This is a genomic window from Sphingomonas flavida (genome assembly GCF_036663655.1).
Classification (GTDB): domain Bacteria; phylum Pseudomonadota; class Alphaproteobacteria; order Sphingomonadales; family Sphingomonadaceae; genus Sphingomonas.
The window spans coordinates 255676-269208 of record NZ_JAXOJH010000003.1 but is presented as its reverse complement, the minus strand read 5'-3'; the positions used below and the strand labels follow the sequence as shown (position 1 = coordinate 269208).

Here is a 13533-nt window from a genome sequence, read left to right as displayed (position 1 = left end):
CGGATGATCGGATCATTCATAGCGCAGCACCTGAACCGGGTCCGTGCTCGCCGCCTTCCAGGCGGGGTAGAGCGTGGCAAGGAAGGAAAAGACCAGCGCCATCGACGCGATCACGACGATCTCGACGGGGTCGGGCTTCGACGGCAACTCGGTCAGATAACGGATCGAGGGATCCCAGAGATTCTGCCCCGTCACGAACTGGACGAAGTTCACCACCGCCTGGCGATAGAACAGGAACACCGCGCCCAGCCCCAACCCCGCGACCGTGCCCAGTGCGCCGATGATCGTGCCGACCGTCATGAAGATGCGCATCAGCCCGCCGCGCGTCGCGCCCATCGTGCGCAGGATCGCGATGTCGCGTGTCTTGGCGCGGACCAGCATGATCAGCGAGGACAGGATGTTGAACACCGCGACCAGGATGATGATCGACAGCACGGTGAACATCGCCACCCGCTCGACCGCCAGCGCCTCGAACAGCTGCGCATTCATCGTCCGCCAGTCGGCGATGACCGCCCGCCCGCCCAGCTTGTCGGCGAGCGGCGCCAGGATCTGGCCCACCCGGTCGGCATCGACCGTCTGGATTTCGACCATGCCGACCGTATCGCCCATCAGGAGCAGCGTCTGCGCATCCTCGATCGGCATGATGACGTATGCCTTGTCGTAATCATACACCCCGATCTCGAAGATCGCGCCGACCGTATAGCTGACGATGCGGGGCACGGTGCCGAACGGAGTCGTCTGCCCCTGCGGGCTGATCAGCGAGATTTCCGAACCGACGGTCGCGCCCAGTGCCTCGGCCAGACGGCTGCCGATCGCGATCCGGCCGCTGCCGGGGGTCACGCTGTTCAGGCTGCCCATCACGATCTTGGAGCGGATCGCCGAATTGCCACGCATGTCGGCCATGCGCATGCCGCGCACCAGCACCGCCTCGACCCGGCCGTTATAGCTGGACATCAGCGGCTGTTCGATCATCGGCACGGCACTGGTCACGCCGGGGGTCGCCCGCGCCTCGCGCACGATATCGCGCCAGTCGGGCAGACGTCCGCCGACGCCCTGCACCACCGCATGACCGTTCAGCCCGACGATCTTGTCGAACAGTTCGGCACGAAAGCCGTTCATCACGCTCATGACGATGACGAGCGCGGCGACGCCCAGCATGACCGCGACCAGGCTGATCGAGGCGACAAGAAAGATGAACGCCTCGCCCTTGCCGGGCAGCAGATAGCGCCGGGCGATCATCCGTTCATAGCGAGACAGGATCATGCAGGTCCGATCGATCCGTGGAGAAACACTGTTGAGCCACGCGGCTGTACGGGCGGCACCCGGCGGTGGCAATGCCGTGCGCCGCGCGGGCGCAGAAACCGTCCAGACCGGCAATTGTTGCCCGCGCGCCACACAAGTCAGCCAATCGTAGCATCGATACCGCAAGAGGGATGACAAGCGCCCCCGCCGTACCGTAACACAATCTTACTGAGACACAGGCAGCAACGGCCGTGGTTCGGGGATTGCTCCAACGCTCACCCAAAGAGGTTGATGCGGGAGCGGGAAAAGGGGGCTGACGAGCGATCGTCACGCAGGCGCCCGGATCGGAAACGGTCCGGGCGTTTGGCATTGGGCTCTCGTCGCGCATCGGTCCTTCGAAAAGCCGCCGGAACCGGCTGGGACACGGGGAGCTTCCAGACTCCGTCCCCAGATGCCGGCCCGGCGCCCGTTTACGGGACTGTCGCTATAACAAATCAAGATGAACCGAAAATGGACGAATCCTGAGATTTGTGCAGTCGGCTATCAATCCTCTCCCAGCTCCGATTGGGAGGGGATCCATTCGTGCCGACGAGTGATAGAGGGGTGGGCAACACCTGTGAAAGGCCCCTGCCCCTCCACCACCGGGCTGACGCCCGGCGGTCCCCCTCCCCAAGCATAGCTTGGGGAGGACCAGCTCAGAACGACTTGGAAATGGTCAGGCCGTAGGTCCGTGGATCGCCGGGCTGGCCCACGATCAGGCCGGTCGACCCCGACTGGGTCGCCAGCAGCTCATAGTAATTGTGATCGAACAGGTTGCGGACCCAGACAAAGGCGTTCCAGCTCCCCGGTGCCTTGAACCCGGCGCGGACGTTCGACAGGCTATAGCCGTTGATGTCGGTATAGGCCGAGCGTGACGGGTTGGACGAGAATTTCGACCGATAGCTGCCGTCATAGCCCAGATAGAATTGCCCCTCGGTCCCCGCCACAGTCGCGGGCAGGTCATATTCCGCACCATAGGAAAAGGCCCACCGCGACACGCCTGGCAGCCACTGGCCTGAGATATCGCAATAGGGCAACGAATTGCCCGGCGTCCCCGCCGCTGCGGGCGTACCGACGATCTGGCCGTTGACCACCGGCAACGCGGTACCCCCCGACAGCTCCGGCGGGCAAGGCGCGTTGGTGAAGCGGGTATAGCGCGCATCGGTAAAGGCGGCATTGGCATAGACGTTGAACCGGCTGGTGGGGCGGAAGGCCGAGTCGATCTCCACACCCCGCGTCCGCACCCGGCCCGCATTGGCGAGATAGCCGCGCAGGACGTTGACCTGAAGATTGTTCACCGTCGCCTGATAATCACCGATCTCGGTCCAGAAGCCCGCGATGTTCACCGTCGCGCGGCGATCGGCGAACTGGGTCTTCAGCCCCAACTCGAAGTGATTGACCTTTTCGGGCCGCACCGTCTGCGTCGCCAGGATCGGGTTGTTCTGCGCATCGAGCGGCAGGCCGGACAGGTTGATGCCGCCCGACTTATAGCTGCGCGCATAGGTCGCATAATAATGGACGTTGGGATTGAACTCGTAGGCGACGGTCAGGTCGCCCGACACGTTCCAGTTGGTGAAGGACGGCGTATAATTCTGCGGCGCCAGCACGCTGCGCTGGTCGCTGGTCAGGCTGGTCGAGCCCGCACCGTTGGTCACGACCGAGACATAGGAGCCGTCCTTGCGGTCATAGTTCAACCGCAGCCCCGGCGATACCGACAGGCGGTCGTCGACATGCCAGGTCAGTTTGCCGAACAGCGCCGCCGACGTGTTGGTAAAGCCGATCGTGTTGCGCGAGGTCAGCCCGTTCAACGTCGCCGGATTACGCCCGCCCGTGCTGGTCGGGTTGAGCAGGAAGGCGCTGGCCGCCGGGCCCTGCACCTGGAGCCCTTGCGTGTCGATGGTCTGCCAGAAATAGAAGGCACCCAGCACATAATCGAGCGTCCGCTTGCCGTTCGAGGCGATGCGCAGTTCCTGCGTCACCTGGCTCTGCTGCGACGGATTGGCCGAGACGGTGGTGATCGGCAGGCCGACGAAGTCCCGGTCGTTCGACGGGTCCCAATGCCAGAAGCGCCACGCGGACACGCTGGTCAACGTCGCCTCCCCCACATCCCAGTTGGCGACCAGCGACAGCCCGCCCAGCTCCTGCTTGGCGCGCAGATCGGTATCGACATCGGTCACCCGGTCGAAGGCATTGGTCGAGGGCACGCTATAGCCCTGCGCCGCGGCCAGCGCGGGGTACTGGCGGTTCGCCGGTCGCTGCGTCGCACCCACGCGCGCATAATATTGGACGCAGCAATTGGGGTTCTGTCGCGCATAATCCCCCGACAGGGTCAGGTCGAGCGTGGGGGTGGCGTGCCACAGGAACTGGCTGCGCAGCGACAGATTGTCCTGGGCATTCTGCCATTCCTGCTGCCGGGTATTCCAGATGGTGCCGCGCCGCGTGGTGATCGAGGTCGACAGGCGCACCGCGACCTTGTCGTCGACCAGCGGGCCGGACACCGACGCCTTGCCCTGGAAGAAGTCGTAATTGCCCGCGCTCAGCTCGACCCGCGCTTCGGGGGTGAAGCTGGGCGCACGGGTTATGATGTTGATCGCCCCCGCCGTGGTATTCTTGCCATAGAGCGTACCCTGCGGTCCGCGCAGCACCTCGATCCGTTCGGTATCGGTGAAGTCGAACGTCGCCGAGGCGATGCGGCTGTAATAGACCTGGTCGACATAGATACCGACACCCTGCTCGATCCCGTCATTGGTGAGCCCGAACGGCGCGCCCAGCCCACGGATGTTGGCGGCCGAGTTGCGCGGGTTGGTCGAATAGAATTGCAGCGTCGGCTGGATCTGGGTCAGCCGGTTGACATTGTACGTCCCCGTCTCGGCCAGCGCGGTGCCGCCGATCACCGACATGGCGATGGGGACCGACTGGATCGTCTCGGCGCGACGGCGGGCGGTGACCACCACGTCACCCCCGCCCTGCTGCGCGGTCCCCAACCGACCCGCGTCACGGCGGGCCTCGGGGGTGGGAGCGGTCACGACCGACGTGTTTTGCGGATCGGCGGACGGCGATGCGGTCTGGGCGGCCAGGATCAAGGCCAGGGTCAAGGACATGGAAGCTCCCCTTTGATTTCATCTTCCATTCACACATCGTTTTAGTAGGCATTCAATCCGGCAAGCACTTGGGGTCAGCGAAGATTTGCTTTTCGATCCTAAAAGGCCCTTGAAGGCCAGTACAAATGAACCATATCGGTTCGCGTGCGGTGCCGAAACCGGACCGCACGGATGGGTCGAACCACCCCGCGCCGGGGTGGACCGGCTGATCCCGTTTCAATTCGCTTCTGATGGAGGTTTTGACATGCGTATCGATCTGACCCCGTACCGCCGCTCGACCATCGGCTTCGACCGACTGTTCGATCTGCTCGAGGCCAATTCCCGCGCCGCCTCGGCGGAAAATTATCCCCCCTTCAACCTCGAGCGTCTGGCGGACGACCGTTACCGCATCACCCTGGCGGTGGCCGGTTTCGCCCGCGACGAGATCGAGATCACCGCGCAGCAGAACATGCTGCTCGTCACCGGCAAGAAGGATGACAAGGCGAGCGCGCCCAACTTCCTGCATGTCGGCATCGCCAATCGCTCGTTTGAGCGGCGCTTCGAACTGGCGGACTTCGTGTTCGTCGAGGATGCGCGCCTGAACGACGGCCTGCTCGTCATCGACCTCGTCCGCGAGGTGCCCGAGGCGATGAAGCCCAAGACGATCGCGATCAAGACGGGCCAGCCGCTGGCCGCGGTGGAGCACAATGCCGGCGAGGCCGACGAGGCCAAGGCCGCGTAACCCGCTCGACGTCTTTCGCTCCCTGAAGACGTCGCGAGGCGTCCGGACCGACGGGTCCGGGCGCCTTTTGGTTTGTGTAACGTGCCCTGCTTCCGTTCAGGCTGAGCATAGTCGAAGTTCAAGAGATGAGGTGGGCCTAGCGGGGAGGTTTCCCATGGCCTTCGACTTCGCTCAGGCGGAACGGCGGTGGGGAATCGGGGTGAGTAAACCGGCCTGTTGCTTCGCCGACCAAATCCCCAACCCCCGTTCGGGCTGAGCATAGTCGAAGCCTACGCCCCGTCATCCACAAAGGAGACAAGCCCTCCCCAAACCGCACGAAGAACCAGAAAAGAAAAACCCCGCCTCCTTTTGAAGGCGGGGTCTCAAAATCAGACCAACCGGCTCTGCTTCACCGCCGCTTCGACGAAGCTGGCGAAGAGCGGGTGCGGGTCGAAGGGCTTGGACTTCAGCTCGGGGTGGAACTGCACGCCGACGAACCAGGGATGGTCCGGCCGCTCGACGATTTCGGGCAGGGTGCCGTCGGGCGACATGCCGCTGAACACCAGGCCGCCCTTTTCCAGCGCTTCCTTATAGGTGGTGTTCACCTCGTAGCGGTGGCGGTGGCGCTCGGAAATGTCCTCGCTGCCATAGATGGAGGCGACGACGCTGTTGCCCGCCAGCTTGGCCTGATAGGCGCCCAGCCGCATCGTGCCGCCCATGTCGCCACTGGCCTCGCGCTTTTCCAGCCCGTCGCGGCCCATCCACTCGGTGATCAGGCCGACGATTGGTTCGGAGGTCGGGCCGAATTCGGTCGAGGATGCCTCGGCGATCCCCGCCAGGTTCCGCGCGCCTTCGACGCAGGCCATCTGCATGCCGAAGCAGATGCCGAAATAGGGCACGCGGCGTTCACGCGCGAAGCGAACCGCCTCGATCTTGCCCTGCGCGCCGCGCTCGCCGAACGCGCCGGGGACGAGGATGGCGTGGCAGGGTTCCAGCTGCTGCGCGATCTCGCTCTCGTCGCCCTCGAACAGTTCGGCGTCGATCCAGCGGATATGGACCTTCACCTTGTTGGCGATGCCGCCATGCACCAGCGCTTCGTTGAGCGACTTGTACGCGTCCTGCAGGCCGACATATTTGCCGACGACACCGATCGTGACCTCGCCCTCGGGGTTGAAGAGGCGATCGACGATCTCGGTCCAGCGCGACAGGTTGGGCGCGCCTTCCGGTTCGATCCCGAACGCGCGCAATACTTCCGAATCGAGACCCTCGGCATGATATTGCAGCGGCACCGCATAGATGCTCTTGGCATCCAGCGCCGGAATGACGGCCGAGGGCGGCACGTTGCAGAACAGGCCGATCTTCGAACGGTCCGAGGCGGGCAGCGGATGCTCGCAACGGCAGACCAGCACGTCGGGCGCAACGCCCAGCGCCGCGATCTCGCGCACCGAATGCTGGGTCGGCTTGGTCTTCAGCTCGCCCGCCGCCGCGATATACGGCACCAGCGTGACGTGGATGCTGATCGACTTGCCGCGGCCGAGCTCGTTCTTCAGCTGGCGGATCGCCTCGATGAAGGGCAGCGATTCGATGTCGCCGACCGTGCCGCCGATCTCGCAGAGGATGAAGTCGATCTCCTCGCCATTCTCGTCGATCGTGTCGGCCCGCGCGAACGCCTTGATCGCGTCGGTGACGTGCGGGATCACCTGGACGGTCGCGCCCAGATAGTCGCCGCGCCGCTCGCGCTCGATGATCGTCTTGTAGATGCGGCCGGAGGTCACGTTGTCGGACTGGCGCGAGGACACGCCGGTGAAACGTTCATAATGGCCCAGGTCGAGGTCGGTTTCGGCCCCGTCGTCGGTCACATAGACCTCGCCATGCTGATATGGGCTCATCGTGCCCGGATCGACGTTCAGATAGGGGTCGAACTTGCGGATGCGCACGCTGTACCCGCGCGCCTGCAAGAGAGCCGCAAGAGAGGCCGCCATGAGGCCTTTGCCGAGCGACGAAACCACGCCGCCGGTGATGAAGATATACCGCGCCATGGGAAGAATCGCCTAGCTTGGATGGGGTGGATACGACAACAGCAAAGATGCGCGCCGCCGGAAAATATCGGCGGCGCGTTGGCCCGTGCTGCGATGGAAACGAAGATTAGCGGGCGAGCGGAACCGCCGAATTGTCCGCAGGTGCCTGCGCCGGAGCAGCGCCGGTCGGGACCGGAGCGGGCGCGGGCTGGGTGATCGGCGCCTGAGTCGCGGGCGTCCGGGCCAGCGAGGTATCGATGGCGGGCGCACCGCGCGTCGCCGCGATCACCGCCAGCAGGATCGAGAAGCCGACGAACAGCGTCGCCAGCACCGCCGTCGCACGGCTGAGGAAATCGGCCGCGCCGCGCGCCGACATGAGGCCCGCCGGGCTGCCGCCCATGCCCAGACCGCCGCCTTCCGACCGCTGCATGAGGATCACCGTGACGAGAACCGCGGCGATGATGGCGTGGATGACGAGCAGGAATGCGAACATGAGGCGCGTGTGATCCCGATGGAGGGTGTGCGAAAGCGCGCACATAGGCGAGCCGGGGGGCGGGATCAACCTCGGCGGCGGGTCACCCCCCGCCCCGCCCCCCTGGAATACCGCCCGCGCCCCTCGAAAAGATGTGCACCAAAGCGGAACATGAGTGGAAACCACCATGGATAAAGGGCGTTATGACTTCGAAACAACGCCCGGTTAAAGCCCGGCACAGCCATTGGAATCGCCATCGTGTCCCACCCGCACGACCCACAGTCGCTGTTCGCCTGGATGAGCGCCCTGGTCGATTATGTCCGCTCGGGCGAACCCGATCTGACCAATCGCCAGATGGCATTGCTGCTCGTCGTCTATCTACGTCCCGGCCCTCATACGGTGCGCGGTTTGGCGCGCGCCTTGAACGTCTCGAAACCTGTCGTCACCCGCGCCTTGAATAGACTGGGAACGCTGGGCTATCTGCGCCGCCAACGCGATGATAGCGACAAGCGGAACATCTTTGTCGCCAGGACACCTGAAGGGGCGGACTTTCTTGAAGAATTCGGACATTTCATCGGCGCCGGCGACGCCCCCGGCCTCCAACGGGCCAGCGCGTAAGAGCTTCGCGCTCCAGGGGCGGACCGTCAGTCTCGACCCCCGCACGAACGCGGTCCGGCCCGATCTGGCGGACGTTCGACTGGCGGAATACGTATTCGCACCGCATTACGCCGCTCCCCTGCCCTATAGGACCCATGCGCCGGTGACCTTGCGTGAGGGCCGTCCGTCGGGCAGCACGGTCCTGGCCGAGCTGGCGGCTGGCGAGACGTTCGAGGTGCTGGAGCTGGCCGGTGGCCATGCCTGGGGCATCGCGCCGCATCTCGGGCTGGTCGGCTATTGCGATGCGGGGCTGTTGGAGCGGGTGCAGTGACGAAGACGGTATTCATCGATGGCGGTGCAGGCACCACCGGCCTGGAGATCGCGGACCGGTTGGGCGGACGCCCCGACCTGGCGATCCTGACCCTGCCCGATGACCGTCGCAAGGATGCCGAGGCGAGGCGCGAGGCGATCAACGATGCCGATTTCGTCATCCTCTGCCTGCCTGACGATGCCGCGCGCGAAGCCGTCTCCCTGATCGCCAACGACCGGACGCGGGTGGTTGACGCCTCGACCGCGCACCGTACCGCCGATGGCTGGGTCTATGGCTTTGCCGAGCTGGACCCCGACCAGCAGGATCGTATCGCGGCAGCCCGCTTCGTCTCCAATCCCGGCTGCTACCCCACCGGCTTTCTGGCGCTCGTCCGCCCGCTTGTGCGGGCCGGGATCATTCCGGCCGGCTTTCCGCTGACCGTCAATGCCGCCTCGGGCTATTCGGGCGGCGGCAAGGCGATGATCGCCGACTATGAAACGGCGACCGAACGCGCCTTTCGACCCTATGGCCTCGGCCTGGCGCACAAGCATGCGCCGGAGATGCGGCGCCACTCCGGCCTGGACCACGCCCCCATCTTCGCGCCGTCCGTGGTCGACACCTATCGCGGCATGGTCGTCGAGGTGCCGCTGCCCCTCTATGCGCTGCCCGGCGCGCCATCGCTGGATCGCGTCGCAGATACGCTGGCGCAGGCCTATGCCGACAGCCGCATCGTACGCTTTTCGCCCGATACCGTCGCGGCGGTGAATATCGAGGAAAATGCCGGAACCGACCGGATGACCTTGCGCGTCTGCGGCAATGCGGCCACGGGACAGGCGCGACTGATCGCCACGCTCGACAATCTGGGCAAGGGTGCCGGGGGTGCGGCGGTCCAGAACCTGAATATCATGGCCGGGCTCGATCCGACCGCTGGCCTCGTGCTCTAAGGAGACGTCATGACGCGCAATCCCGTTGGCAAGCTGCTGCTGTTCGGTGCGACCGGCGACCTGTCGCAGCGGATGCTGCTACCCTCGCTGTTCAACCTCCATTCGGACGGGCTGCTGCCCGAGGGGCTGACGATCACCGGCACCGCGCGGTCCGATTATGACGATGCCAGCTTCCGGGATTTCGCGGCGAAGGCGCTCGACACCTTCCTGCCCGATGACCGCAAGGAAGCCGACAAGATCGCCGGCTTCTTAAATCGATTGCAGTATCAGTCGCTCGACGCCTCCTCGACGGACGGTTTCCCGGCGCTGGCCGAGAAGGTCGGCGACGTGTCGAACGGCCTGGCCATCTATCTCTCCACCGCGCCCAGCCTGTTCGAGTCCACCATCAAGGGCCTCGAATCAGTCGGCCTAGCCGGTGAGACGGTGCGGATCGGCCTGGAAAAGCCGCTCGGCTACGACCTGGCCTCGTCGAAGGAGATCAACGACGCGGTCGCCTTCGGCTTCCCCGAGGAGCGGACCTTCCGCATCGACCATTATCTGGGCAAGGAAACGGTCCAGAACATCTTGGCGCTGCGCTTCGGCAATTTCTTCTTCGAGCCGATCTGGAACGCGCACGGCATCGACAATGTGCAGATCACCATTGCCGAGACGGTCGGGCTGGAGGATCGCGCAGGCTATTACGAAGGCGCGGGGGCGCTGCGCGACATGGTGCAGAACCATATCCTCCAGCTGCTCGCGCTGATCGCGATGGAGCCGCCCGCGCGTTATGACGGCAATTCGATCCGCGACGAAAAGGCCAAGGTCTTCCGTTCGCTGCGCCTGATGACGCCCGAGGAAGTGCCCAACAACACCGTCACCGGCCAATATGCCGACGGTGCGGTCGGCGGCAAGATCGTCGGCTCCTATGCCGATGAACTGGGCAAGCCGTCCAAGACCGAGACCTTCGTCGCGATCAAGGCGCATGTCGACAATTGGCGTTGGCAGGGCGTGCCCTTCTACCTGCGCACCGGCAAGCGCATGGCCGCGCGCCGTTCGGAAATCGCCATCCAGTTCAAGCCGGTGCCGCATTCCATGTTCGCCGGGCGCGGCGGGCTGCTTCAGCCCAACACCCTGGTCATCCGCCTTCAGCCCGAGGAGTATATCCAGCTGCTCGTGATGGCCAAGGAGCCGGGGCTCGACCGCGACGGCATCCGCCTGCGCGAAGTGCCGTTGAACCTGTCGCTCGACGCCGAGTTTGCGGGCACCCGCCGCCGCATCGCCTATGAGCGGCTGCTGCTCGACCTGATCGAGGGTGACCAGACGCTGTTCGTTCGCCGCGACGAGGTGGAGGCCCAGTGGGCCTGGATCGATTCGATCCGCGCCGGTTGGGACGCCAACGACGTCAAGCCGAAGACCTATCCGAGCGGGAGCTGGGGCCCCTCCTCCGCCATTGCGCTGACCGAGCGCGACGGGGTTCACTGGCAGGACGACTGACACCCGGCGCACGGCCGATCGCCGTGTGACATCATCGGCAGGGCGTGGGTCCGCTAGCCGCGAGGTGGCGGACCGGCCTTGCCCGGATCATCTAGGACGTGAGTGACATGACCGACGAAATCGAATGGTGGGATTACGAAGACACCACCGAAATGGCGAACGCGCTGGCGGGCGACATCCAGTTCATCATCGAAAGCGCGATCGAAGCGCGCGGCGCGGCGGTGATCGCGCTGTCGGGCGGCAAGACGCCGGTCCCGGTCTATGAAAAGCTGGCCCAGGCCAAGCTCGACTGGAAGCGCGTGACCATCGTCCCCGCCGACGAGCGCATCGTGCCGCTGGGCGATCCGCTGTCCAACGTCACCATGATCGGCAAGATCTTCCTGCCCAAGGGCGCGCGGGTGATGCCGATCGTGCCGCAGGCGACGTCGGACTATAAGGCCGCCGGTCGCTCGGCCGATGCCCTGATGCAGGAGCTTCACTGGCCGCTGGACCTGGTGCTGCTGGGCATGGGCGCCGACGGGCACACCGCGTCGATCTTCCCCGGCCCCGATTATGACGAAGCCCTCAACGGCCCGAAGGAGCGCCGCGCATTGGGCCTGATGCCCGATCCCCTGCCTCCCGAGGCACCGGTCGCCCGCGTGACGCTCAGCCGTGCGGGCATCGTCTCGGCCCGGTCGATCATGTTCGCCATTTCGGGTCCGGCCAAGAAGAAGGTGCTGGAAGACGCGATCAAGGAAGGCGCATCCTCGCCCTATCCGGTCGGCCGCGTCCTGGCCGAGATCGAATTGCCGATCGACATCCACTGGAGCGAGCAATGAGCCTCAACGCCGTCGTCTCGGCCGTCACCGACCGGGTCATTGAACGATCCCGGCCGGGCCGTCAGGCCTATCTCGACCTGATCGCGCACGAGGCAGAGACGGCGGTGCGCCGCCCCAATCTGGGCTGCGCCAACCTCGCCCATGCTTATGCCGGGACGGAGGAAGACCGCGACGCCATGAAGGCGGATCGCGGCATGAATATCGGCATCGTGTCGGCCTATAACGACATGCTGTCGGCCCACGCCGTCTATTATCGCTACCCCGAACTGATGAAGGTCTGGGCGCGTGAAGTGGGCGCCACCGCGCAGGTCGCGGGCGGCGTCCCCGCCATGTGCGACGGCGTGACGCAAGGCTATGCGGGCATGGAGCTGTCGCTGTTCAGCCGCGACACCATCGCGCTGTCGACGGCGGTCGCCCTGTCCCACGGCACCTTCGAGGGGGCCGCGCTGCTCGGCATCTGCGACAAGATCGTGCCGGGCCTGCTGATGGGCGCACTGCGCTTCGGCCATCTGCCGATGATCCTGGTCCCCGGCGGCCCGATGCCCACCGGCCTGCCCAACAAGCAGAAGGCCGCCGTCCGCGAAGCCTTTGCCGAGGGCAAGGCGGGGCGCGACGAACTGCTGGATGCCGAGATCGCGGCCTATCATTCCAAGGGCACCTGCACCTTCTACGGCACCGCCAACACCAACCAGATGATGATGGAGGTGATGGGCCTGCACATGCCGGGCGCCGCCTTCGTCAATCCGGGCACCAAGCTGCGCCAGGAGCTCAGCCGCGCCGCCGTCCACCGCCTTGCCGCGATCGGCCAGCGCGGCGAGGATTACCGGCCGCTGGGGCGCTGCGTCGATGAAAAGGCGATCGTCAACGCGGCGGTCGGCCTGCTGGCCACCGGCGGCTCCACCAACCACCTGATCCACCTGCCCGCCATCGCGCGGGCGGCGGGGATCATCATCGACTGGGAGGATATGGACCGCCTATCGGCCGCGGTGCCGCTGATCGCGCGGGTCTATCCGAACGGCTCGGCCGATGTGAACGGGTTCGAGGCGGCGGGCGGTATGCCCTATGTCATCCGCGAACTGTTGTCGGAAGGGCTGCTTCACCGCGACATCCTGACCGTCGCGGGCAAGGACCTGTCCGATTACGGCCAGACGGCGGTGATCGAGGGCGACAAGCTGGCCTGGACCCCGGTCGGCGACAGCGGCGACGAGACGATCCTGCGCCCCGCCGCCGCGCCCTTTTCGGCCGATGGCGGGATGCGCATCCTGTCGGGCAATCTGGGCCGCGCCTGCATCAAGGTATCGGCGGTCGAGCGCGAGCGCTGGATCGTCGAGGCCCCGGCGCGTGTCTTTTCCGACCAGTCGGAAGTGCAGGCCGCGTTCAAGGCGGGCGAGCTGGAGCGCGACGTCATCGTCGTGGTTCGCTTCCAGGGGCCCAAGGCGAACGGCATGCCCGAGTTGCACAAGCTGACCCCGCCGCTGGGCGTGCTCCAGAACCGGGGCTTCAAGGTGGCCCTGGTTACCGACGGCCGCATGTCGGGCGCCAGTGGCAAGGTGCCCTGCGCCATCCATCTCAGCCCTGAGGCGATCGGCGGCGGGGCGATTGGCCTGATCCGCGACGGCGACATCGTCCGGCTCGATGCGGTCGAGGGTACGCTGAACGCGCTGGTCGATCCGGCCGAATGGGCTTCGCGCCAGCTGGTGGCGACGCCCGCCCCGGCGCAGGGCATGGGCCGTGAACTGTTCGCGCTTTTCCGCCAGGCCGCCGACGAGGCCGAGAAGGGCGCCTCGCCCATTCTCGCCGCCGCCGGCCTGTAAAATAA

11 protein-coding genes are annotated in these 13533 nt (G+C 65.5%); 7 read left to right on the top strand and 4 right to left on the bottom strand.

What is annotated here, in order from left to right:
• Positions 1–12 precede the first annotated feature (12 nt).
• Positions 13–1263, bottom strand: a complete 1251-nt coding sequence (locus U1703_RS05505) for a lipoprotein-releasing ABC transporter permease subunit (RefSeq protein ID WP_332784899.1) — start codon at positions 1261–1263, stop codon at positions 13–15.
• Between the two features lie 674 nt (positions 1264–1937).
• Positions 1938–4382: a TonB-dependent receptor gene (locus U1703_RS05500; RefSeq protein WP_332784898.1), complete on the bottom strand. Its 2445-nt coding sequence runs from the start codon at positions 4380–4382 to the stop codon at positions 1938–1940.
• Positions 4383–4626: 244 nt separating this feature from the next.
• Between U1703_RS05500 and U1703_RS05495 the strand changes: the two genes are divergently transcribed.
• Positions 4627–5103 carry an Hsp20 family protein gene (locus tag U1703_RS05495; protein ID WP_332784897.1) on the top strand — a complete coding sequence of 159 codons (477 nt, stop codon included), beginning with the start codon at positions 4627–4629 and terminating at the stop codon, positions 5101–5103.
• Positions 5104–5471: 368 nt separating this feature from the next.
• Here U1703_RS05495 and pyrG read toward each other — a convergent pair whose 3' ends face one another.
• Positions 5472–7121 carry a CTP synthase gene (gene pyrG, locus U1703_RS05490; RefSeq protein WP_320452317.1) on the bottom strand — a complete coding sequence of 550 codons (1650 nt, stop codon included), beginning with the start codon at positions 7119–7121 and terminating at the stop codon, positions 5472–5474.
• A 106-nt stretch (positions 7122–7227) separates the two neighbouring features.
• Entirely contained in the window at positions 7228–7593 is a 366-nt protein-coding gene (gene secG / locus U1703_RS05485) for a preprotein translocase subunit SecG (RefSeq protein WP_320452316.1), read from the bottom strand.
• Positions 7594–7869: 276 nt separating this feature from the next.
• Here secG and U1703_RS05480 point away from each other — a divergent pair, with 276 nt between their 5' ends.
• From U1703_RS05480 to edd, 6 genes are all read left to right on the top strand, one after another.
• Positions 7870–8190 carry a MarR family transcriptional regulator gene (locus U1703_RS05480; protein ID WP_175311482.1) on the top strand — a complete coding sequence of 107 codons (321 nt, stop codon included), beginning with the start codon at positions 7870–7872 and terminating at the stop codon, positions 8188–8190.
• A gap of 142 nt (positions 8191–8332) precedes the next feature.
• Positions 8333–8500, top strand: a complete 168-nt coding sequence (locus U1703_RS05475) for a hypothetical protein (RefSeq protein WP_332784896.1) — start codon at positions 8333–8335, stop codon at positions 8498–8500.
• Positions 8497–9423 (top strand): N-acetyl-gamma-glutamyl-phosphate reductase, encoded by a 927-nt coding sequence (gene argC / locus U1703_RS05470; RefSeq protein WP_332784895.1) that lies wholly within the window; start codon positions 8497–8499, stop codon positions 9421–9423. The genes U1703_RS05475 and argC overlap by 4 nt, the downstream gene beginning before the upstream one ends.
• A 9-nt stretch (positions 9424–9432) precedes the next feature.
• Complete coding sequence (gene zwf / locus U1703_RS05465; protein ID WP_332784894.1) at positions 9433–10896, top strand: glucose-6-phosphate dehydrogenase; 1464 nt, start codon at positions 9433–9435, stop codon at positions 10894–10896.
• Positions 10897–11003: 107 nt separating this feature from the next.
• Entirely contained in the window at positions 11004–11714 is a 711-nt protein-coding gene (pgl, locus tag U1703_RS05460) for a 6-phosphogluconolactonase (RefSeq protein ID WP_320452311.1), read from the top strand.
• A complete protein-coding gene (edd, locus tag U1703_RS05455) occupies positions 11711–13528 on the top strand; it encodes a phosphogluconate dehydratase (protein ID WP_332784893.1) in 1818 nt (605 codons plus the stop codon). Before pgl ends, edd begins: the two co-directional genes overlap by 4 nt.
• Positions 13529–13533: the final 5 nt, after the last annotated feature.

Coding starts and splice junctions, on each gene's coding strand:
- U1703_RS05505 (WP_332784899.1), bottom strand. CDS start 1,263: ATGATCCTGTCTCGCTATGAACGGATGATCGCCCGGCGCTATCTGCTG.
- U1703_RS05500 (WP_332784898.1), bottom strand. CDS start 4,382: ATGTCCTTGACCCTGGCCTTGATCCTGGCCGCCCAGACCGCATCGCCG.
- U1703_RS05495 (WP_332784897.1), top strand. CDS start 4,627: ATGCGTATCGATCTGACCCCGTACCGCCGCTCGACCATCGGCTTCGAC.
- pyrG (WP_320452317.1), bottom strand. CDS start 7,121: ATGGCGCGGTATATCTTCATCACCGGCGGCGTGGTTTCGTCGCTCGGC.
- secG (WP_320452316.1), bottom strand. CDS start 7,593: ATGTTCGCATTCCTGCTCGTCATCCACGCCATCATCGCCGCGGTTCTC.
- U1703_RS05480 (WP_175311482.1), top strand. CDS start 7,870: ATGAGCGCCCTGGTCGATTATGTCCGCTCGGGCGAACCCGATCTGACC.
- zwf (WP_332784894.1), top strand. CDS start 9,433: ATGACGCGCAATCCCGTTGGCAAGCTGCTGCTGTTCGGTGCGACCGGC.
- pgl (WP_320452311.1), top strand. CDS start 11,004: ATGACCGACGAAATCGAATGGTGGGATTACGAAGACACCACCGAAATG.
- edd (WP_332784893.1), top strand. CDS start 11,711: ATGAGCCTCAACGCCGTCGTCTCGGCCGTCACCGACCGGGTCATTGAA.